This window comes from Dactylosporangium sp. NPDC049525 (genome assembly GCF_040676755.1).
GTDB lineage: Bacteria > Actinomycetota > Actinomycetes > Mycobacteriales > Micromonosporaceae > Dactylosporangium.
In genome coordinates, this window is the sequence record NZ_JBFAPO010000024.1 from 79986 (window position 1) to 99587 (window position 19602).

General features: G+C 71.4%; 18 protein-coding genes. 8 read left to right on the top strand and 10 right to left on the bottom strand.

The genetic code is table 11. The annotated features are described in order from the left end of the window. Nucleotides 1-10 precede the first annotated feature (10 nt). The gene (locus tag AB0K00_RS30250) at nucleotides 11-838 is read left to right on the top strand and encodes a siderophore-interacting protein (protein ID WP_363527106.1); all 828 of its coding nucleotides are present in this window, start codon (nucleotides 11-13) and stop codon (nucleotides 836-838) included. Between the two features lie 102 nt (nucleotides 839-940). Continuing rightward, complete coding sequence (locus AB0K00_RS30255; protein ID WP_363526924.1) at nucleotides 941-1084, top strand: hypothetical protein; 144 nt, start codon at nucleotides 941-943, stop codon at nucleotides 1082-1084. A 378-nt stretch (nucleotides 1085-1462) separates the two neighbouring features. Here the strand turns inward: AB0K00_RS30255 and AB0K00_RS30260 are convergent, their stop codons facing one another. The 4 genes from AB0K00_RS30260 to AB0K00_RS30275 form a co-directional block, all read right to left on the bottom strand. Continuing rightward, the gene (locus AB0K00_RS30260) at nucleotides 1463-2146 is read right to left on the bottom strand and encodes a CbrC family protein (protein WP_363526926.1); all 684 of its coding nucleotides are present in this window, start codon (nucleotides 2144-2146) and stop codon (nucleotides 1463-1465) included. A 45-nt stretch (nucleotides 2147-2191) separates the two neighbouring features. Then, nucleotides 2192-3310, bottom strand: a complete 1119-nt coding sequence (locus AB0K00_RS30265; protein WP_363526929.1) for an epoxide hydrolase family protein — start codon at nucleotides 3308-3310, stop codon at nucleotides 2192-2194. Nucleotides 3311-3486: 176 nt separating this feature from the next. Then, nucleotides 3487-3948 carry a hypothetical protein gene (locus tag AB0K00_RS30270; protein WP_363526932.1) on the bottom strand — a complete coding sequence of 154 codons (462 nt, stop codon included), beginning with the start codon at nucleotides 3946-3948 and terminating at the stop codon, nucleotides 3487-3489. Between the two features lie 34 nt (nucleotides 3949-3982). Beyond that, nucleotides 3983-4837: a hypothetical protein gene (locus AB0K00_RS30275; protein WP_363526935.1), complete on the bottom strand. Its 855-nt coding sequence runs from the start codon at nucleotides 4835-4837 to the stop codon at nucleotides 3983-3985. Between the two features lie 168 nt (nucleotides 4838-5005). On the opposite strand from AB0K00_RS30275, the gene AB0K00_RS30280 reads away from it, so the two are divergent. Both AB0K00_RS30280 and AB0K00_RS30285 read left to right on the top strand, forming a co-directional pair. After that, on the top strand, nucleotides 5006-5626 hold the full coding sequence (locus AB0K00_RS30280; RefSeq protein WP_363526937.1) for a helix-turn-helix domain-containing protein: 621 nt from the start codon (nucleotides 5006-5008) through the stop codon (nucleotides 5624-5626). After that, nucleotides 5598-6839, top strand: coding sequence for an MFS transporter (locus tag AB0K00_RS30285; protein ID WP_363526940.1), 1242 nt, complete (start codon nucleotides 5598-5600; stop codon nucleotides 6837-6839). Before AB0K00_RS30280 ends, AB0K00_RS30285 begins: the two co-directional genes overlap by 29 nt. Here the strand turns inward: AB0K00_RS30285 and AB0K00_RS30290 are convergent. From AB0K00_RS30290 to AB0K00_RS30300, 3 genes are read right to left on the bottom strand one after another with little or no spacing between them, the layout of a single operon-like run. Then, nucleotides 6815-7591 carry an arylamine N-acetyltransferase gene (locus tag AB0K00_RS30290; RefSeq protein ID WP_363526943.1) on the bottom strand — a complete coding sequence of 259 codons (777 nt, stop codon included), beginning with the start codon at nucleotides 7589-7591 and terminating at the stop codon, nucleotides 6815-6817. The two genes, AB0K00_RS30285 and AB0K00_RS30290, sit on opposite strands and share 25 nt — an antisense overlap. 29 nt (nucleotides 7592-7620) lie before the next feature. Beyond that, nucleotides 7621-8577 carry a transmembrane transport protein gene (locus AB0K00_RS30295; protein ID WP_363526945.1) on the bottom strand — a complete coding sequence of 319 codons (957 nt, stop codon included), beginning with the start codon at nucleotides 8575-8577 and terminating at the stop codon, nucleotides 7621-7623. Continuing rightward, nucleotides 8574-9398 carry an ABC transporter ATP-binding protein gene (locus AB0K00_RS30300; protein WP_363526948.1) on the bottom strand — a complete coding sequence of 275 codons (825 nt, stop codon included), beginning with the start codon at nucleotides 9396-9398 and terminating at the stop codon, nucleotides 8574-8576. The genes AB0K00_RS30295 and AB0K00_RS30300 overlap by 4 nt, the downstream gene beginning before the upstream one ends. Nucleotides 9399-9507: 109 nt before the next feature. Here AB0K00_RS30300 and AB0K00_RS30305 point away from each other — a divergent pair, with 109 nt between their 5' ends. Then, a complete protein-coding gene (locus tag AB0K00_RS30305) occupies nucleotides 9508-10641 on the top strand; it encodes a histidine kinase (RefSeq protein ID WP_363526951.1) in 1134 nt (377 codons plus the stop codon). Next, the gene (locus AB0K00_RS30310) at nucleotides 10638-11303 is read left to right on the top strand and encodes a response regulator transcription factor (RefSeq protein WP_363526954.1); all 666 of its coding nucleotides are present in this window, start codon (nucleotides 10638-10640) and stop codon (nucleotides 11301-11303) included. Before AB0K00_RS30305 ends, AB0K00_RS30310 begins: the two co-directional genes overlap by 4 nt. A 23-nt stretch (nucleotides 11304-11326) precedes the next feature. Here AB0K00_RS30310 and AB0K00_RS30315 read toward each other — a convergent pair whose 3' ends face one another. Beyond that, complete coding sequence (locus tag AB0K00_RS30315) at nucleotides 11327-12583, bottom strand: sulfite oxidase (protein ID WP_363526957.1); 1257 nt, start codon at nucleotides 12581-12583, stop codon at nucleotides 11327-11329. A gap of 73 nt (nucleotides 12584-12656) precedes the next feature. Between AB0K00_RS30315 and AB0K00_RS30320 the strand changes: the two genes are divergently transcribed. Next, the gene (locus AB0K00_RS30320; RefSeq protein WP_363526960.1) at nucleotides 12657-13526 is read left to right on the top strand and encodes a hypothetical protein; all 870 of its coding nucleotides are present in this window, start codon (nucleotides 12657-12659) and stop codon (nucleotides 13524-13526) included. Here the strand turns inward: AB0K00_RS30320 and AB0K00_RS30325 are convergent, their stop codons facing one another. Next, nucleotides 13527-14384, bottom strand: a complete 858-nt coding sequence (locus AB0K00_RS30325) for a carbohydrate-binding protein (protein ID WP_363526963.1) — start codon at nucleotides 14382-14384, stop codon at nucleotides 13527-13529. It abuts the gene before it with no gap. Between the two features lie 248 nt (nucleotides 14385-14632). Between AB0K00_RS30325 and AB0K00_RS30330 the strand changes: the two genes are divergently transcribed. After that, nucleotides 14633-17410 (top strand): ricin-type beta-trefoil lectin domain protein, encoded by a 2778-nt coding sequence (locus AB0K00_RS30330; protein ID WP_363526966.1) that lies wholly within the window; start codon nucleotides 14633-14635, stop codon nucleotides 17408-17410. Nucleotides 17411-17475: 65 nt separating this feature from the next. Here AB0K00_RS30330 and AB0K00_RS30335 read toward each other — a convergent pair whose 3' ends face one another. Next, entirely contained in the window at nucleotides 17476-19551 is a 2076-nt protein-coding gene (locus AB0K00_RS30335; RefSeq protein WP_363526968.1) for a PQQ-dependent sugar dehydrogenase, read from the bottom strand. Nucleotides 19552-19602: the final 51 nt, after the last annotated feature.

Here is a 19602-nt window from a genome sequence, read left to right on the forward strand (position 1 = left end):
TTGACGCGTGATGGCAGAGCAACCGGCGCGGCGGGCACCGCAGGCACACACCGGGCGGGTGGTGCGCACCGAGCGCCTCACCCCGAACATGCACCGGGTGGTGCTCGGCGGCGAGGGCCTCGCCAGGTTCGACGCCGGACAGTACACCGACCACTACGTGAAGTTGATGTTCCCGCCGCCCGGGGTCGTCTACCCGCGGCCGTTCGACCTCGCCGCGATCCGGGACGCCCTGCCGCGCGAGCAGTGGCCGGTGACCCGCACGTACACGGTGCGCGCGTGGGATCCGGTCGACCGCGAGGTCACCCTGGACTTCGTCATCCACGGCGACACCGGCCTCGCCGCGCAGTGGGCGATCGCGGCCCAGCCCGGCGACGAGGTCTCCTTCGGCGGGCCCGGCGGCAAGTACGCACCCGACCCGGCCGCCGGCTGGCACCTCCTCGCCGGCGACGAGAGCGCCCTGCCGGCGATCGCGGCGGCCATGGAGCGCCTCCCCGAGGGCGCGACGGCCGAGGCGTTCGTCGAGGTCGCCGACGCCCGCGAGGAGCAGAAGATCCCGGGCGTCACCTGGCTGCGCCGCGGCGACCGGCCCTACGGCGCGGCCCTCGTCGAGGCGGTCACCGCCGTCACGTGGCACGGCGACAACGTGCAGGCCTTCGTCCACGGCGAGGCCGGGTTCGTCAAGGAGCTGCGCCGGCACCTGCGCCTGGACCGCGGCGTCCCCCTCGACCGGCTGTCCATCTCCGGCTACTGGCGCCTCGGCCACGACGAGGACGGCTGGCAGGCCTCCAAGCGGGACTGGAACACGCAGGTCGAGGCGGAGCAGGAAACGCTGTCCTGAGCTTGCGCGGCGTCACCGGCGGGGCTGACGCCGTGTACATCCTCGACGATCCCGGCCTGTCCGCCCGTGCCCGCCGATTCGTGCCGCGTCATCGACCGCTCCGTGGACCAGCGCACCTGGGAACACGCCGACGAAGGCAACCGGACCGTCTACGCCGCCCTGGGCCACGAAACGGTACCTGCCGACTGGTGCTACCTCTGCACCACCACGATCGCGGCCGGCTACCGCTGCCTACCCCCGATGTGACGACCGGTGCGGCGTCGTTCACCACGGGTGATGGCGCTGGACGTGGCGGCGTGCGGCCTCGAGAATGGTGGGGTAGCGCCTACCGGGGGGAGGCGGCACGTGCCACGACCGTATTTCTCTTTGGACGCACCGGATTCCGGGTCTTCTGCATCGCCTGGTTCGATCGATTGGGATGCGCGGTTCGCGGCGTCGCAGGCTGCGTGGTCGCGTCGGCGTGAGGAGCGTTCGCGGGTGCGGGCGGAGTTCGGTGCGGCTCGCGCGCACGGGCTGGCGGCCCGTCATGCGACGAAGCTGACCCGGCTGCGAAATGCCCGGCTGCTGGCAGAGCTGGACGCCGAGCGCGAGCCGGCAGTCGCGGCCCGTCCCGCGGCGCGGGGTTCAGCCGCAGTCGCTGTGGGCCCTCAGGGTGGTGCAGCGCTGGCAGCGGAAGACGTAGACGCGCAGGTCGGGCTCGCCGCCGTGCGGGGTCAGGCCGTGCTCCCAGGCGTCGGCGGCCGAGGCCGGGTCGATGTCGCGGACGATCTCGTCGAAGAGGGCGTCCCCGGCACCGGGGCGAGCGGCGTCGAAGTCCCGGCGGGTCCACTCACCCAGGTAACACATCGGCAGGTCGTGGCAGCACAGCCAGCGCTCGCCCTGGAAGGTCGCGTAGCGGGGAGTGCGGGTCAGCTCGGCGCCGGCGTCGTCCTCCCAGCGGATCGCCCCGGCCTCGGTGACGTGGGTCTGCGCCCACCGGCCGGCCCGCAGGCAGGACACACACCCGCGCAGTGCGAGCGGCACGCCGAGCGTGAGGGATTCCGCGGCCGGCGGGGTCAGGGCGGCGTGCAGGGTGACCGGCGCGTCGCACCGGTGGCAGGTGTCCCGCCGGTTGGCGGCCCGCCCCTTGGTCCTGATCCGGGTCTGCCCACCGCAGGACCCGCAGGCGACCACGACGTCGTCGAGCGGCAGGCACACGCCGGCCCGGGCGCAGAGCACGCAGCGGTGGCCGTCGGTGACGCCCTCGGCGTGGCGGTGCTCGCCCAGGAACAACGGCACCGGCACGCCGAGGTCAGCGAACGTGGTCACGGCCACCGAGCATGCCAGCAGGGCATGCGGGATCGGTGCGCGGGCTCAGCGCACGGTGCGGAAGAACGTGCGGACGTCCTCGACGAACAGGTCCGGCACCTCAAGGGCGGCGAAGTGGCCGCCGCGGTCGTATTCGGCCCAGTGCGTGATGGTGTTCAGCGGCTCGGCAAACTGGCGGATCGCGACGTCCTCGGCGAAGTTGGCCACCCCGGTCGGCACCGTGGACGGCGTGGGCCAGTGCCGGGTGTGCATGGACTCGTAGTACAGCTGCGCCGAGGACGTGCCGGTGTTGGTCAGCCAGTAGAGGGTCGCGTGGGTGAGCACGTGATCGGCGTCGATCGAGCCGGCCGGGTGGGCCCAGTCGTGAAACTTCTCGCCGATCCACGCCAGCTGCCCCACGGGGGAGTCGGCCAGCCCGAAGCCGAGCGTGTGCGGGCGGCTCGCCTGAATCTGGAAGTAGCCGTTGCCATCGGCGAGGAACCGGTGCATCCGGTCGAGCCGGACCTGCTCGGCGTCGGTGAGGACGGTGCCCTCGGGCAGCTCGCCGAACGGGATGAAGCCGACCGTCGCCGCGTTGACGTGCACGCCGACCACGTGCCCAGGGTCGACCCGCCCGAGATCAGGGGCGATGAAGGCCCCGAAGTCGCCGCCCTGCGCGCCGTAGCGGTCGTAGCCGAGGCGAGCCATCAGCTCCGCATACGCGCCCGCGATGCGCCACGAGTCCCAACCAGCGCCGGCCGGCCCGGTGAAACCGAAGTTCGGATGCGACGGAATCACCAGATGAAACGCGTCGGCCGGGTCGGCGGGGTTGGTCAGCGGCTCGATGACCTGGAGAAACTCGGCAAACGAGCCAGGCCAGCCATGCGCAAGCACCAGTGGCAGCGCCCCTTCATGCGGCGACCGGACATGCACGAAGTGGATGTCCTGCCCGTCAATGCGGGTGGTGTACTGCGGATGCCGGTTGATCCGGTCTTCGACCTCGCGCCAGTCAAACTTCGTGGCCCACCGCTCGACAAGATCCTGGAGGTGCTCGACCGGCACGCCACGACTCCAGCCGGCGCCAGGCACCTGAGCGGGCCAGCGCACACCACCGAGCCGCCGGCGCAGGTCATCCAGCTCGGCCTGATCGACGTGCACTCGAAACGGCGTGATGTCGTTACCCATGACTCGGACTCCTCAGCGTCGGCTGCGGGCGTTCGCCCCTGCAACCGACGATGCCAGCAGATCCGGCCACCTTCCGTCCTCTTCAGCACCCCGCCGACAACCACTCACGAGGGGTGCGGCGCCGGTCCTCGTTGGGGTGCATGACGGCGATCGCGCCCGCGTCCGCCAGAGCCGTTTCACCGACGTCGACCTTGTCGCGGGCCACGTTTCGGCGGGGGCGGATCTTCTCGGGCGCCCTCCAGTTCCGGACGGTTCGACATCTCCAGATCGGCGGTGATCCTCGCGTTCAGCGCCTCTTGAGTCTCGGCCAACGTCCATGCCTTCTCCAGCTCCGCGATGGTTTTGCGCCGCTCCGCGTCGTCGCACTGCGCAGCGTGCTCGAGAACACGGTTCCGGCGCGCGGCCTTCTCGCGGTTCGTCACAAACCTGTCGATGCCGTCCATGAGCCGGCCGAACCGACCGATGGGCGACCTCGGCCCGTCAGCCGAAGGCATGCCAGCTTCGTGATCGATGCGGCGTGCTTTCCTGAGCCGCGCACGGAAGAACAGGCTCAAACCGCCAACGGTTCCCGTCCCGACGAGGCCGGTCGCCGCCGGATTGTCCCGTGCAAGATCAATAAGAATGCTGAGATCGAACATGACTACGCTCCCTGACGAGGTGGGAGCGCAGCCGCTAGATCGGCGCCAACTCCCGGAAAAGGACCATGAAAGGCAAGGTCTTCCGGGCAGGGTTGGGACCGCGGGTGCGGTGCTGATCGACGGTGTGCCTGTGCGTCACAGCTTCGAAGGTCTCGGCGTGGCGGACCCTCTGGATGCCAAGCAGCCGGCGCAGCAAGACGACGGCCATGCGCAGCACGCGACGGACCAGCGCTGTAGCGGAGCGGGCGCGGCGTGACCGGAACGGGCGCGAGTCCTTCGCGTGAAGCCAGGAAACGATTGAGGCAAGCGTCTTGGCCCGTGCGTCGACCTCGATCGGCTTCTGCCGACCCGACACGCCTAGATCAATTTCGGAAGCGGTCAACGGTATAAGGGGGGACCCATCCTGGCTCGGACAATGCAGAAGATCGCAACGAAGCTCGTGCGCGGCATCAAACTTCGGCGTGCGAACCCGAGGGGTGGCGTCGATGACCGCGATGGGTCCGAGTGTCGGGGCGGCGAGAGGCCCGACTTTGTGCTCCACGGCCAGTGATGCGAACTTGTGGGCCAGCCAGAACGCCAACGCCGACTTGCCCATCCGGGCGTCACCGATGATCGACTGCACCGGTCCTGAGGGCGCAATCTGGAGCTGTTGCGGCACCCAGGCCGGTGACTTGACGCGCGTCAGGGCGTCCAGTTGAGCCGCAACGGAAGCCGGGTGCCAAGACGACTCGGCCAGCTGAATGTCGGACAGAGCCTTCAGAGCCAAGTAGGTGCTCGACGACGTCGTGATCACGCGGGTGATGGCGGTGCAGGTCGACGGTGAGACGCCCGCAACGGCAGCGACATCCGACGTGCGGAAGCCACCACCCTCGGAGCGAGTCTCATCCATGCCGCTCATGGTAGCGACGCGGTACGACATTTCCGTGGCGCGCCAGTCACGGCCAGCAGGGCGACAGCTTGAGCAGCGCCTCGATGGCGGGTGTGAAAGATGCTTTTACATCTGCGGTTTTGTGTGGCAGTCTGAAAGAGACTTTTAGAGTTGGCGGAAGGCGTGGGTATGGGGCGGGAAGCACGACGGACGATCACTGAGCCGGAGGCGTTGCGGGCGCTTGCGCATCCGGTGCGGTACGAGTTGCTGAACCACCTCATCTCGACCGGCCCCGCGACCGCCTCGCAGTGCGCGCGGGCCGTCGGTGACACGCCGTCCAACTGCAGCTATCACCTGCGTGCCCTGGCCAAGGCGGGTCTCGTGGCGCCGGATGACTCGGCGGACGGGCGGGAGCGGCCCTGGCGGGCGCTGGTGACCGGGTTCTCGGTGCCGCCCGACGCCGATCCCGGCTCGCCGGACAGCGAACAGGTGGCCGTGATCGCGGCCCTCGCCATCCAGCGGGACCAGCGGCTGGTCCGCGGGTGGATGGCGCGCCGCGGTCAGGCCGCCGCGCAGTGGCGCGACGCCGACCACTACGGGCTGTACACGCTGCGGGTCACGCCCGACGAGCTGCGCGTGCTCGGCGACCAGATCGACGCGCTGGTCCGGCCGTACATCGCGGCGACCCGAGACGACGCGCCCGCAGGTGCGGAGCCTGTCCACCTCGGCTTCCACGGGTTCCCACTCACAGACGCAGGCAGCGACACGGAAGGGACGGCTCATGAAGAAGGGTCCGCTGGCGCATCGTGACTTCCGGCGGCTGTGGCTGGCCGGGCTCATCTCCGACAGTGGTGACTGGCTGCTGCTGGTCAGCCTGCCGATCCTGGTGTACCAGCTGACCGGCTCGCCGCTGCAGACGTCGTTCGCGTTCCTGGTCGAACTGGCGCCGGCGGTCCTGCTCGGTCCGGTCGCGGGGCACCTCGCTGACCGGTGGGACCGGCGCCGGATGCTGGTCGGCATCACGGTGATACAGGCGGTCGCCCTGCTGCCGCTGCTGCTCGTGCGGGACCGCGCCGACCTGCCGATCCTGTACGCCGTGATCGCCGTCGAGGCGGCCATGCTGACGCTGTTCGGCCCGGCGAAGAACGCGCTGCTGCCGACGCTGGTGCCGGCGGAGCAGCTGGTGTCGGCCAACTCGCTGGTCGGGCTGAACCAGAACCTGGGCCGGCTCGCCGGTGGCGCGGTCGGCGGGTTGCTGCTCGTGGTGAGCGGGCTGCCGCTGATCGTGGCGGTGGACCTGGTCACGTTCGTCGTCGCGGCGCTGCTGATCGCGGGCATCGCCACCGGAACCGGCGAGCGGGACCCGGACGGCGAAGCGCAGGGGCCGGGCGAGCGCAAGGGCGCCTTCGGCACCTGGCGGATCCGGGTCGGGCTGACGATCGCGGTCCTGGGCGGCTGCGCCCAGGGCATCTTCGTCGTGCTGTTCGTGGTGTGGGTGGCCCGTGAGCTCGGCGGCGGCGCCGCGGAGACCGGTCTGCTGCGGGGCGTCCAGGCGGTTGGTTCGATCGCGCTCGGCCTGCTGCTGGCCACCGCGCGGCGCACCCCGGGGCCGGCCACGCTCATCGCCGCGGGGTCCGGCGCGTTCGGGCTGATCCTGGTGGTGCTGTGGAACGGGCCGCTGCTGACCACGGCGCTGCCGGTCTACATCGGACTGTTCATCCTCGTCGGCGCGCCCGGGATCGCCATGCTCACCGGCCTGGTCAGCCTGCTGCAGCAGGAGACCACCGACCAGGTGCGGGGGAGGGTCTTCGGCGTCTTCGGCGCGATCTACGAAGGCAGCAGCGGCGTGGGCATGCTGGCGGCGGGTCTGCTCGCCGACCGGATCGGCATCATGCCCATGCTCGACCTCCAGGCGGCGCTGTACCTCGCCGCCGGCGCGATGGCGTTCCTGCTGCTCCGACAACCCAAGCCGGCGGCCGCTCCGTCCCGGGCCACGGCTCAGACCGCAACGCCCTCGGCCTGAGCGGCCGGCACGGCGTCCAGGGAGATGCCGAACGCGTCGCGATACACCGCAAGGATCTCCGCGTCGTCCAGGATGCGTTCGGTACGCCCAGCGCCGGTCGTCGTGATGAGCGTCCGGCCGCTGAGCGTGACCCGGCCGGTGCCGGTGAGGATCGAGCAGGTCAGCTTCCGGGTGAAGTTCGACTCCGGCGACGTGCGGTGCCACCAGCACAGCGGGGTGAAGTCGAGCAGCTCATACGGGCGTTGGTCCAGCAGATACTCCCAGGTGCCGTCGCCACGGACCGCAAGATCGGGCCCCTGCGGCAGCACCTCGTAGGCGCCGCCGGGGTCGGGCTGCGGGTCGGTGACGTCCAGCCGGAGCGGCAGGTGCGCGAACTTGCCGAACCCGACGTCGAGCAGATACGGCGCGTCGAGCTGCACCCGGACCGCCATGTGGTCCATCGGCACGCCGAACCGCCGGCCCGTCCACACCCGGCACGAGTGCAGGGTCACCTCGTAGCCCAGCGCGGTGAGCAGTGTCGCGAAGGCGCCGTTGAGCTCGTAGCAGAAGCCGCCGCGCCGCCGGTCGACGACCTTCGCGACGAGCGCGGCAGGCTTCAGCTCGATCTTCTCGCCCAGGTGGACGCTGAGGTTCTCGAACGGCACGGCGGTCAGGTGCGCGCGCTGCAGCACGCGCAGCGTCGCGAGGTCCGCGGCGGCGGGCCGGGGCACGCCGATCCGGTCGAGATAGGCGTCCACCCGCGCGTCGTCCATCCGCTCAGCCTATGTCGCCGCCGAGACCCTCAGGCGACCCTGATCCGCCACAGCGCCACGCCGGCCAGCGCGAACGCCGAGGCGAGGAACAGCAGCGACTCCAGCCACTGGAACCGCCAGTAGCTCCCGCCCGGGTGATAGGCCACGTCGACGTGCAGGTCCAGGGCCGCCACGCACTGCGCCATCACGTCGAACTGCCCGGACAGGCAGCCGTGGTACCGGTCCAGGTCCACCGTCCGGCCGTCGGCGGTCAGGAGCTTGCTGTTGGACACCACCCAGGCGTTCGGCGCGCTGAGGCCCTCGACGTCCGCCTGCGCGCCGAGGAAACTCAGGTTCCGGATGACGTCGGCGGTCATGGGCTGCGAGGCGTGCACCGGCGTGCCGAGGTGCGGCCGGACCACGGTCGGCACGGCGACCTGGACGGCGGCGAACAGCAGCGCGGTCAACGCCATCGCCGGCACCGTGCGCCGCAGCAGCAGCCCGATCAGGGCGCCGAGCACGACGGCGCAGCAGGTGTACGCGACCGGCGCGAGATTGCGCGTGCCGAACAGCAGTGCGGTGAAGCGGTCGGCGGCGACCGCGTCGTACGGGCTGGCGGCCCACGTCAGCAGCAGGCTGAACAGCCCGGTGACGGCAGCGGCGGCCGCGCACCCGACGGCGAGACGCACGACCAGCCAGCGGTGCCGGGACACGCTCTGGTTCCAGACCAGGCGGTGCGTGCCGGTCTCCAGTTCCCGGGCGACGAGCGGCGCGCCCCAGAACATGCCGAACAGCGCCGGCGTCACGAGCAGCAGCGCGTCGAGCAGGTACACCCGCCCCTGGAACCGGGACTGGAACTCGCGCAGCGCGGAGCCGGACGCGACCGCGTCGTGGTGCCCGGCGCGGATCTGCGTGCCGAGCAGCAGTAGATAGCCGGCGAGCACGGCGAGGGCCACGCCGGTCACCAGGAGCTGGGTGCGGACCTGCCGCCAGGCGAGCCACGTCATCGCGCACCGCCCGCGACGGCGCCACGGTGCAGGTACGCCAGGACCAGCTCCTCCAGCTGGACGGGCGTGGCGCCGGACCCGGCCGGCAGCGGGCCCCGCACGACCGCGCCGTGCACGACGTCGGCGCCCGGCGGTGGGGCCGGCGCGCGGTGGTGGGCGTCCAGCAGCGCGGTGACGTCCCCGGCGAGCTGGACCCGCCCGCCGGCGAGCACGACCAGGTGGTCGCAGACCCGCTCGACGTCCGACAGCAGGTGCGAGGACAGCACCGCGGTCGCGCCGAGCTCGGTCACCGACTCGATCAGCGTGCGCAGGAACCCCTCGCGGGCCAAGGGATCCAGGGCCGCCACCGGTTCGTCGAGGATGAGCAGCTCGGGGCGTTTCGCGGCGGCGACGGTCAGCGCCAGCTGGGCGCGCTGCCCGCCGGAGAGCCGGCCCGCGCGCTGCCGCGGGTCCAGGCCCAGCGCCGTGACCCGGCGCGCGGCGAACGCGGCGTCCCAGCCGGGGTTGAGGCGGGCGCCGAGCCGCAGGTGGTCCGCGACGTTCAGCGCGGCGTACACGGGCGTGTCCTGGGCGACGAACCCGACCCGGGCCAGCCGCGTCCCGGGCCGGGCGCCGAGCACCGACACGGTGCCCGACGTCGGCGCGATCAGGCCGCAGGCGAGCTGCAGCAGCGTCGACTTGCCGGCGCCGTTGGGCCCGACGAGCCCGACGACCCGTCCGGGTGGGATCCGCAGGGTGCAGTCGGCGAGCGCGACCCGCCGCCCGTAGCGTCTGGTGAGGCCCTCGGTGGCGAGGGCCGGTGTGGTGCCGGAGGTGAGCATGCGCCCATCGTCGGCAGCCCGCCCGTCGCGCACATCGGTCCGGAGACGGGCCGCCGCGACCGTACTTTTGACCGGTCCGGGCCGATCATGGCGCTCGTACCCTGGTGAGGTGAGACTCGTCGGGAACATCGGGCTCGCCGTCGCGCTCGCCGCGGTGGTGGCCGGCACCGCGGTCGCGATCGCGGCCAGCTGGGGCGGCGCCTACTTCCTGCCGGGCGCGGCGGCCGGGATCCTCACCGGCGCGGCCGCCCTGCTGCGGCACCGGGGTGGCCGGCTGCGGGCGGCGGTGGCGGGGCTCGCCGTCGCCGCGGCCGCGGTGGTGGCCGCGCACGTGGCGGGGCTGCCCGCCGAGCCGGGACCGGCGACCGCGCTCGCCCTCGCCGTCCTCGTCGGGTCCGTGACGCGGGTCGCGCCGGTGCGCACGGTCGCCGCGGTCGCCGCGGCCGGCCTGGCGGTGGTCGCCGTGGGCGCGTTCACCCACCCCGGCTGGTCCGGCGCGTTCGCCGTCACCGTGTTCGGCGCGCTCGCGTGGGCCGGTGGCGTGCTCACCGGCGGGGCGCTGCGGCTGCTCGACGCGCGCCGGCTGGCGGCGGTGGCGGCGGTCCGCCGCGACGAGCGGCTCACCATCGCCCGGGAGCTGCACGACGTCGTCGCCCACCACGTCACCGGCATCGTCGTGCAGGCGCAGGCGGCGCAGCTGGTCGCCCGCAAGGACCCGGCGAAGGCGGGGGAGTCGTTCGCCGGGATCGAGGCCGCCGGCGCCGAGGCCCTCGCCGCGGTCCGCCGGGTCGTCGGGCTGCTGCGCGACGAGGAGAGTGCGGACCCCGGTGCCTGGGGGGTCGCGGCCGGACCGGAGCGGATCGCCGACCTCGTCAGCCGGTTCGAGCGGGTGGGCCCGGCCGTACACCTGCAGCTGCCGCCGCACGAGGACCAGTGGCCTGCCGAGGTGACCGGCGCGGTCCACCGTGTTGTGCAGGAGTCGCTGACCAACGTGGCCCGCCATGCCACGCACGCCAGCAACGTCACCGTCGCACTGTCCGAAGTGGACCGGACGGTGACGTTCCGAGTCGCCGACGACGGCGCCGGCGGCCCGCCCGGCGTCCACAGTGGATATGGGATCGTCGGCATGCGCGAGCGGGTCGAGGCGCTCGGCGGCACGCTGTCCGCGGGGCCGCGCCCCGGCGGTGGCTGGCAGGTCGATGGCACGCTGCCGCTGCCCGGACCGGGCCCGGTGGCGGGATGACGATCCGGGTGCTCATCGCCGACGACCAGGCGATGGTCCGCGGCGGGCTGCGGCTCATCCTCGAGGACCAGCCGGACATCACCGTGGTCGCCGAGGCCGCCGACGGGGTCACCGCCCTCGACCTGGCCCGCCGGCTGCGGCCCGACGTGTCCCTTGTGGACATCCGGATGCCCGGCGCCGACGGCCTGGAGGTGACCCGGGCGCTCGCCGGCCCCGGCGTCGCGGACCCGTTGCGCGTCATCGTGGTCACCACGTTCGACCTCGACGAGTACGTCTACGGTGCGCTGCGCGGCGGCGCCGTCGGGTTCCTGCTCAAGGACGCCGGGCCGGCGCTGCTCGTCGAGGCGGTCCGCGCCGCGCACGCCGGCGACGCGCTCATCTCCCCATCGGTGACGGTGCGGCTGCTGCGCCGCATGGCGGTGCCGGCGTCGTCGCCGGGAAACGCGGGCAGGGCCGCGAAGCCGCTGACGGACCGGGAGACGGAGGTGGTCCGCGAGATCGCCCGCGGGCGCACCAACCTGGAGGTCGCCGCCGAGCTGTTCATCTCGCTGAGCACCGTCAAGAGCCACGTGTCGGGCATCCAGACCAAGCTCGGCCTGCGCAACCGCGTCGAGATCGCCGCCTGGGCCTGGGAACACGGCGTCGTCACCGGCCCCACCTGAGCGGGGCCAGTGCAGACGAGGGATCAGGCGACCGTCACCGGATGCGCGACGACCGCGTCGAAGAGGTAGCCGAGGGTGTTGAACGGGGTCATGTCCGGCTGGCTCGCGCCCGTCACGTCGACCGCCCGGGCCCGCAGCGTGTAGGCACCGGGGCCGGCCGGCCGCCACCGGTAGCTCCACTGCTGCCATGCGCCGCCGCGCCGGCCGGTCGCCGTCGCCGGGTGCCAGGACGTGCCGCCGTCGGTGCTGACCTCGACCCGCCGGATCGGGCCGTTGCCGGACCACGACCGGCCGTGCAGCACGTGGGTCCGGCCGCCGGTGACGGTCGCCTGCCACGGCAGCTCGAACGCGCTCTTCACCACCTGCCGGCTGAGCAGCTCCCCGTCGGCCGGGTAGCCGGGGCCGAAGTACCGGTAGAACTGGGTGTTCCACGGCGAGAACAGCGGACCGGTGGACACCTCGATGCGGCCCAGCCACTTGATGGCCGAGATGCCGATCCAGCCGGGGACCACGACCCGCACCGGGTAGCCGTGGTCGGGCGGGAGCGGCTCGCCGTTCATCTCGTACGCCAGGAGCACGTCGCGCATCGCCTTGGCGACCGGCAGCGGGCGGCGCACCCGGCCGAGGTTGACGCCGCCGGTGACCCACTCGTCGTCGAGGCCCTCGGGGAGCACGTCGACGGCGTCGGGGCGGATCCCGGCGCGGTGCAACACCGTGGACAGCCGTACCCCGCGCCAGCGGGCGACGCCGACCGCGCCGAGCTTCCACGCGGTGCCGCTGACGGTCTGGCCCTGCTGGGTGGTGAAGAAGCTGCGGCCGTTGCCGGTGCACTCGATCGCGGCGTCGTAGCTGACGCTCGGCAGCCGGCGCAGGTCCCGCAGCGACAGCTCGACCGGCCCGTGCCGCAGCCCGCTGCCGAACAGCTGCAGGCGCCACGCCTGCGCGTCGATGGTGGGGGTGCTGGTGTGGTTGCGCACGAAGAACCGGTCGGCGGGCGTGTAGTACCCCTGCCCCGCCATCGCCTCCCACCGCGTCTCGGCGTTGGTGCCGAACGTGTAGAACAGCTCCGGCGGCAGCGGCTTGCGGATCGGCCCGGCAGGCTCGGCCGGCTCGGCGTGCGCCGGCGCCGAGCCGACGAACGGCGCGGCCGCGGCCACACCGGCGGCGGCACCGAGGCGCAGCAGGTGCCGTCGGGACAGGCCGCGCGCGTCGGCCTCGCCCGCCAGCCACTGCCGCGTCCGCAGCGCGTCGTATTCGTGCTCTGTCTGGTCGGTCGACATGCCTATAAAGTCTATCGATTTACCAGGGAATAGCAAGCACCGGCAGGGAAGCCCGACGGTAGGATCTGCGGGCGTGTCGACGGTGCGGCGGGCTGAGGCGTTCATCGTGCTGGCCGCCGTCCGCGACGTCGAAGGGTTCGAGCTCGACCTGGCCGCGCGCACCCTGGCGGCCGGCTGGGGCGGCGACGTCCCGCAGCTGCTCGAGGCGACCGCCGGCATCATGGCGCTGCGCGCCGCCGCGGACGGGACCGACCCGGCACTGCTCGCCGGCCGCTACCCGCAGCTGGGCTACCTGCTGGCCGTCGAGCGCGCGCTGGCCGGCCACGGCGTCGCCGTCCTGTGCCGGGAGCTGGACCGGCCGGAGCTCGACCTGCGCGGCCGGCTCGTGCTCGACCTGCCCCGCGCGGTCGGCGCGCATCCGGCGACGTGGTGCTTCGCCATCGAGTGGGGCAGCGACCGCGGCTGGTCGACGGTGATCGAGCCGGCCGGCAACGCGCTCCCGCCGGGCGGCCAGCGGAGCTGGCACTGGTTCGACGGGCTGCTGCCCGCGCCGGACGCGGTCGCCGACCGGGTCGTCCGGCACCTCGACGGTGACCTGACCCTGCCCGGCCGGCGGCCCTGGCGGTGTCACGGGACGCAGCTGCTCGCCGCGCTCGGCGAATACCCGGCGCCCGCGGCGGTCCCGGACGTGCCGACCGTGTGCCGCTCGGATCCGGGGTGGCGGCCGGAGGCGTTCCGGCGGCGGCTGCTGTGCTACGAGCCGCCGCCGGTGCCTTCGGTCGGTGCTGAGGTGCACCTGCCCGGCCTGCCAGGTGACCGGCGGCGGGTCGTCGCGGTGGTGCCGGGGCGCCCCGGCGACGTGGACCTGTTCCTGGTGCGGCTCGCCGGGCAGGACTTCCTGGTCAGCTGGGACGACGTCTGGCCGCACCTGTCGACCGGGTAGCTACAGCCGCTGCCAGAGGGCGGGCACGTTCGGCGGCTCCCAGCCGGGCTGCGCGGTGTGGCCCTGCAGGCAGCGGTATGCCACACCCCCGTAGGTGACCTGCGCACCCGCGGCGTAGGTCTGCCCCGCGGCCCAGGTCCCACCCGGCGTGCTCGGTGGCGTCGTCGGCGGTGTGGTCGGCGGCGTCGTCGGCGGTACCCCCGGCACGTCGAGCACGACGTCGAACGTTGCCTCCCGCCCTCCGCCGGCGGAGCGGACCGTCATCAGCAGGCGTGGGTCGTAGAGGCTGTCGGTGGCGTTGCGCGGCTCGCCCGGGAAGTACAGCTGCGTGGTGAGGATCGGCCGGCCGGGTGCCTGGACCTTCACGTGCAGGTGCCGGGTCCGCCCCGGGTAGAGGCCCGGCACGATCGTGGTGAGGGTGTACGCCCCCTGGCTGGTGGTGTACTGGTGCCCGCGCAGCCGGAACCCCGCATTGTCATACGCGCCGGCGTTGTCCGCCTGCCAGAAGTCGAGCAGGGCACCGGCGATCGGCTGGCACGACGTACCGAAGACATAGCCGGAAACGGTGAGCCTGGTGCCGGGCAGGCCGGTCGCGATCGCGGTCCGCTGCGGCGAGTTCGGCTTGAAGTAGGGGCCTTCGATCTGTGGCGGGGTCTCGTCGTCGCCGTCGTCGCACATCGGCGTCGGCTCGAGGTCGGTGCTGGCGGTGTCCCGGGCGAGCGCCGGGACCCCCGCGAGCAGGATCGGCAGCGGCGCCGCGACGAGCGCGGCGCGTAGCAGCTGCTTGCGGGTCAGGGCGGGTCCACCGGTGCGGGTCTCGTCCGTGGTGTCGTGCGGATCGTTGCGCTGGCCTGTCATTGCCGGCTCCTCGGTCGCTGGTCGGCCCGGTCGTGCCGGGCCCGACCGACAGTAGGCAATCCGATCGGCAGCGGTCGATGGACGCAACGCCGGAGTCGTGGTGCATTCGCCGACGGCGGTCGGTGAGGATTGGCCGCTCTGACAACGTTGACATCCCTCGATTGTTGGACTTCTATGGTTGTTGTCGAAAATTGTTCGATCTGGCCTTCTCGCGATCGTTCCGCCAGACATCGAGGGAGAACGCTCTCATGCACCATGCCCCGCGCGGACGAAGACTCCGCAGCATCGCCGTCCTGGCCGCGGCCTCGCTCGCCGCGACCTTGACCTACATCGCGGTGGCAGTGCCCGCCAGCGCCGCGACCACGACTGTCAACATCAACGGCGGGATCGTCGGGCGCACGTTCGACGGTGTCGGCGCGATCAGTGGCGGCGGCGGCAACTCGCGGCTGCTGATCGACTATCCGGAGCCGCAGCGCTCGCAGATCCTGGACTACCTGTTCAAGCCGAACTACGGCGCCGCGGTGCAGCTGTTGAAGCTGGAGATCGGCGGCGACGCGAACTCCACCGATGGTTCCGAGCCGTCGCACCAGCACGTGCGCGGCGACGTGAACTGCAACGTCGGCTACGAGTTCTGGCTCGGTGAGCAGGCCGTCGCCCGCAACCCCAACATCAAGCTGGTGGCGTTGCCGTGGGCGGCGCCGGGTTGGATCGGTGGCGGCAACTTCTGGTCCCAGGACATGATCGACTACGACATCTCGTGGTTGAACTGTGCCAAGGGCCACGGCCTGACCATCAACTACCTCGGTGGCTGGAACGAGCGCGGCCATGACAGCGGCTGGTACAAGAACCTGCGCACCGCGCTCAACAACGCCGGGTATCAAGGCGTGCAGATCGTCGGTGACGACAGCGGCTGGGGCATGGCCGACGAGTTCGGCGACACCACGTTGAAGAACGCCGTCGGGGTGCTGGGCAACCACTACGTGTGCGGCTACCTGTCCCAGGCCGACTCGTGCAGTACCACGACCAACGCCCGTAACAGCGGTAAGCCGTTGTGGGCCAGTGAGTTTGGGTCGCAGGACGACAACGCCGGTGTGGTGCCCTACATCCGCACCGTCAACCGCGGCTACCTCGACGCGGAGCTCAGCGGCTTCATGAACTGGCCGTTGATCGCCGCGATCACCCCGAACCTGCCCTACTCGACGGTCGGTCTCATGGATGCGGGCTCGCCGTGGTCGGGGTCCTACCGGGTGGGCAGGAACCTGTGGGCGAACGCGCACTACGGCCAGTTCACCGCACCCGGCTGGAAGTACCTGAACAGCTCCGCGAGCGGCTACCTGGGCGGGAACCGCGCGAACGGCAGCTACGTGTCGCTGAAGTCGACGAACAACAGCGACTACTCCACCATCTACGAGACCAGCGGCACCACGTCGACGCAGACGGTCAACGTCACGGTGTCCGGCGGGCTGAGCACCGGCACGGTCCGCGTGTGGTCGACGGACATGGGCTCGTCGAACCCGGCCGACTACTTCGTCCGGCAGGCCGACATCAACCCGGTCAACGGCTCCTACAGCCTCACCATGCAGCCGAACCGGATCTACACCCTGACCACCACGAACGGCCAGGCCAAGGGCACCGCCGCCAGCCCCGCGAGCAATGGGCTGAACCTGCCGTACACCGACAACTTCGAGTCCTACGCGACCCGCAAGTCGCCGAAGTACTTCCAGGACATGCAGGGCTCCTACGAGACCCGCGCCTGCGCCGCCGGCCGCACCGGCATCTGCCTGCAACAGGTCGCACCGGTCCGGCCGATCAACTGGCAGGACGACAGCGACGCGTTCACCCTCGTCGGCGACCCGAACTGGAGCAACTACACCGTCAGCCTGGACGTCAACCTGCAGCAGGCCGGCACGGTCACGCTGCTCGGCCGGGCCAACATCCAGAAGCGGCCGCAGCGCAACCAGGCCGCCTACCAGCTACGGATCAGCAACACCGGCGCGTGGTCGATCTCGAAGAACACCAGCGGCGGCATCCTGTCGACGCTCGCGTCCGGCACCCGCTCGTCGCTGGGTCTCAACACCTGGCACAACATCAAGCTCGGCTTCTCCGGCAACCAGATCACCGCCACCGCCGACGGGGTCACCCTCGGCACCGCCAACGACCGTTCGTTCGTCACCGGCCAGGTCGGGGTCGGCGTGGTGGGGTACCAGACCAACCAGTTCGACAACCTGAGCGTCACCGCGAACCCGGCCGGTGACCTCGGCGGCATCCTCAAGGGCGCTGAGTCAGGCCTCTGCGTCGACGTCCCCGGCTACAGCACCACCAACGGCACCGCCGTCACCCTGTGGAACTGCAACGGCGGCAGCAACCAGAGCTGGACGCTGACCCCGGCGAAGCAGCTGAAGTACGGCGGCAAGTGCCTCGACGTGAACGCGGGCGGCACCGCCGACGGGACGGTCGTGCAGATCTACGACTGCAACGGCTCCGCCGCGCAGCAGTGGAACGTCAGCGCGGACGGCGCGGTCGTCAACGTGGGCTCCGGCAAGTGCCTCGACGCGACCGGCCACGGCACCGTCAACGGCACCGGCGTCGTCATCTGGGGCTGCAACGGCGGCTCGAACCAGAAGTGGGCCCGCGCCGGCATCGACGGCATCCTCAAGGGCACCGAGTCCGGCAAGTGCGTGGACGTGCCGGGCAACAACACCGGCAACGGCAGCCGGCCCGCCCTGTGGGACTGCAACAACGGCAACAACCAGGCATGGACGTCCACCGACAACAACGCCTTGAAGGTCTTCGACTCGAAGTGCCTCGAGGCCGCCGGCGGGGCCACCGCCGACAACACCCCGATCCAGATCTACGACTGCAACGGCTCCGCCGCGCAGCAGTGGCAGGTCCGCGGCGACGGCGCCGTCATCAACGTCGGCTCCGGCAAGTGCCTCGACGTCATCGGGCACGGCACCGCGAACAACACCCAGTTCGTCATCTGGCCCTGCAACGGCGCCGCCAACCAGAAGTTCACCCGCAGCTAGCTTCGTCCGTTCCCTGAACTGAGAACGATGGCCCGCCCCGAGTGCGGGGGCGGGCCATCGTGGTGTCAGTTGCCGAGGGTGACGTGGAAGAGCTTTTCGTTGCTGTTGTTGGGGATGCTGTCCTTGTCGCCGGTGGTGCTGGTGGTGAGCCACAGCCCGCCGTCCGGCGCCGGTTCGACGGTGCGGAGCCGGCCGTAGGTGCCGTTGAAGTACGCCTGCACGTTCGTCAGCGACGTGCCGGTGATGACGGCGCGGTAGAGGCGGGTGCCGCGTTCGCAGGCGATGTAGAGCACGTCGCGGACGATGGCGATGCCGGAGCAGGAGCCGTCGGCGGTGGGATAGGTGTGTTTGGGGGCGATGTAGCCGGCGGTGCCGCAGGTGCCGCTGGTGCCTTCGCAGGCGGGCCAGCCGTAGTTGCCGCCCTTGGTGATGAGGTTCGTCTCGTCCATGACGGAGTTGCCGAACTCCTGTTCCCAGAGCCGGCCCTGGGAGTCGAAGGCGAGGCCTTGCGGATTGCGGTGCCCGTAGCTCCACACATAGTTGCCGTACGGGTTGTCGGAGGGGACGGTGCCGTCGGTGTTGAGGCGCAGGATCTTGCCGTTGAGGCTGTTGAGGTTCTGGGCGTTGTCACCGTTCTGCGCGTCGCCGGTGCTCGCGTAGAGCTTTCCGTCGGGGCCGAACCGCAGCCGTCCACCGTCGTGGAACTTGTTCCGCAGGATCCCGCTGAGCAGGATCTGTTCGCTGCCGGTGTTCAGCACGCCGTTCTCGTACTTGATCCGCACGATCCGGTTGTCCGACGGTGACGTGTGCATGATGTACAGCCAGTGGTCGCTGGCGTAGTTCGCGGAGATGGCCAGGCCGAGCAGGCCGCCCTCACCGTCGGTGTTCTGCACGTTCGGGACCGTGCCGATCGTGGTCTTCGCGCCGCTGGTGGGGTTGAGCAGCACGATGTCGTGGGCGTCGCGGCGGGTGTACAGGATGTTCCCGTCCGGCAGCGTGGCCAGGCCCCACGGGATGTCGGTGTCGGTGCCGATCTGCGTCACGGTGCACACGGAGCTGCCGCAGGCGGCGCCGGTGGTGACGGTGGCCGTGTTGCTGCGTGCGGAGACGTTGCCTTGGGCGTCGCGGGCGACGACCTGGTAGGCGTAGGCCCGGTTCGCAGCCAGCGCACTGTCGATGAACGTCGTGGCGGGGGTGGTGGTCGCGGTCCCGGTGATCGTGCCGACCTTCACGTTGTCGCGGTAGATGTCATACGCCCGGACCTGAATGTTGTCCGTCGCCGCGGTCCACCGCAGCGTGACCGTCGTGCCCGACGCCGACCCGGTCAGCCCCGTGGGGGTGGTCGGGGGTGTGGTGTCGGCCTGGCACTGCGGTGGGGTGATCGGCACCGTCGTGCTGGCCTGGGACACGTTGCCGGCGGCGTCGCGGGCGTTGACGTACAGGCCCCAGGTGACGCCGGCGACCACGGTCAGGTCGGTGGACAGGCCGGTGACGGACTTCATCAGCTGCCCGTCGTGGAACACGTCGTAGAACGCCACCCCCACGTTGTCGGTGGACGCGTTCCACGAGAACGTCACCGCGTCACAGGTGAGGTTGCTGACGCGCGGGTTGCCGGGGACCGTCGGCGGCTGGGTGTCACCGGCGGTGGTGGTCCACCGCTGGTTGCTCTGCCCGTTGCACGTCCACAACCCGACCAGGGTGCTGTTCGCGGTGCCCGCGCCGGTCACGTCCAGGCACAACCCGGACTGGACACCGGTGATCGTGCCGTCGGCGTTGATCCGCCACTTCTGGTTCTGACCGCCGTGGCACGTGTAGATCTGCACCACCGCCGGGGCGGTCGTGTCGTTGCCCGCGACGTCCAGGCACTTCGGGGAGTCGTACACCCGCAGCTCACCCGCGGCCGTGAACGTCCACGCCTGATTCGCCTGACCGTTGCAGTCGTAGATGTTCACCCCGGTCTTGTCTGTCTGTGACTGGCCGATCACATCCAGGCAGCGGCCCGACGCCACGCTTTTGATCGGTGAGCCGGTCGCGGCGCCCGCCGGGGCGAGCACCGCCACCGTGACGGCGGCGACCATGCCCGCCGCGGCGACGCCGCCGACCAGCAGGCGGGGCCATCTGGGCAGTCTCGACACTCGCATCGTTGCCTCCAGGACCATTGCTTTGCGCGCAAAGTGCGACAAGTCCGATCG

What these genes read in the sequence shown, in the direction of transcription:
- AB0K00_RS30295 (WP_363526945.1), bottom strand. Translation starts at nt 8,577, where the DNA reads ATGACGTGGCTCGCCTGGCGGCAGGTCCGCACCCAGCTCCTGGTGACC.
- AB0K00_RS30310 (WP_363526954.1), top strand. Translation starts at nt 10,638, where the DNA reads ATGACGATCCGGGTGCTCATCGCCGACGACCAGGCGATGGTCCGCGGC.
- AB0K00_RS30300 (WP_363526948.1), bottom strand. Translation starts at nt 9,398, where the DNA reads ATGCTCACCTCCGGCACCACACCGGCCCTCGCCACCGAGGGCCTCACC.
- AB0K00_RS30280 (WP_363526937.1), top strand. Translation starts at nt 5,006, where the DNA reads ATGGGGCGGGAAGCACGACGGACGATCACTGAGCCGGAGGCGTTGCGG.
- AB0K00_RS30285 (WP_363526940.1), top strand. Translation starts at nt 5,598, where the DNA reads ATGAAGAAGGGTCCGCTGGCGCATCGTGACTTCCGGCGGCTGTGGCTG.
- AB0K00_RS30330 (WP_363526966.1), top strand. Translation starts at nt 14,633, where the DNA reads ATGCACCATGCCCCGCGCGGACGAAGACTCCGCAGCATCGCCGTCCTG.
- AB0K00_RS30315 (WP_363526957.1), bottom strand. Translation starts at nt 12,583, where the DNA reads ATGTCGACCGACCAGACAGAGCACGAATACGACGCGCTGCGGACGCGG.
- AB0K00_RS30325 (WP_363526963.1), bottom strand. Translation starts at nt 14,384, where the DNA reads ATGACAGGCCAGCGCAACGATCCGCACGACACCACGGACGAGACCCGC.
- AB0K00_RS30275 (WP_363526935.1), bottom strand. Translation starts at nt 4,837, where the DNA reads ATGGATGAGACTCGCTCCGAGGGTGGTGGCTTCCGCACGTCGGATGTC.
- AB0K00_RS30335 (WP_363526968.1), bottom strand. Translation starts at nt 19,551, where the DNA reads ATGCGAGTGTCGAGACTGCCCAGATGGCCCCGCCTGCTGGTCGGCGGC.
- AB0K00_RS30290 (WP_363526943.1), bottom strand. Translation starts at nt 7,591, where the DNA reads ATGGACGACGCGCGGGTGGACGCCTATCTCGACCGGATCGGCGTGCCC.
- AB0K00_RS30270 (WP_363526932.1), bottom strand. Translation starts at nt 3,948, where the DNA reads ATGTTCGATCTCAGCATTCTTATTGATCTTGCACGGGACAATCCGGCG.
- AB0K00_RS30250 (WP_363527106.1), top strand. Translation starts at nt 11, where the DNA reads ATGGCAGAGCAACCGGCGCGGCGGGCACCGCAGGCACACACCGGGCGG.
- AB0K00_RS30265 (WP_363526929.1), bottom strand. Translation starts at nt 3,310, where the DNA reads ATGGGTAACGACATCACGCCGTTTCGAGTGCACGTCGATCAGGCCGAG.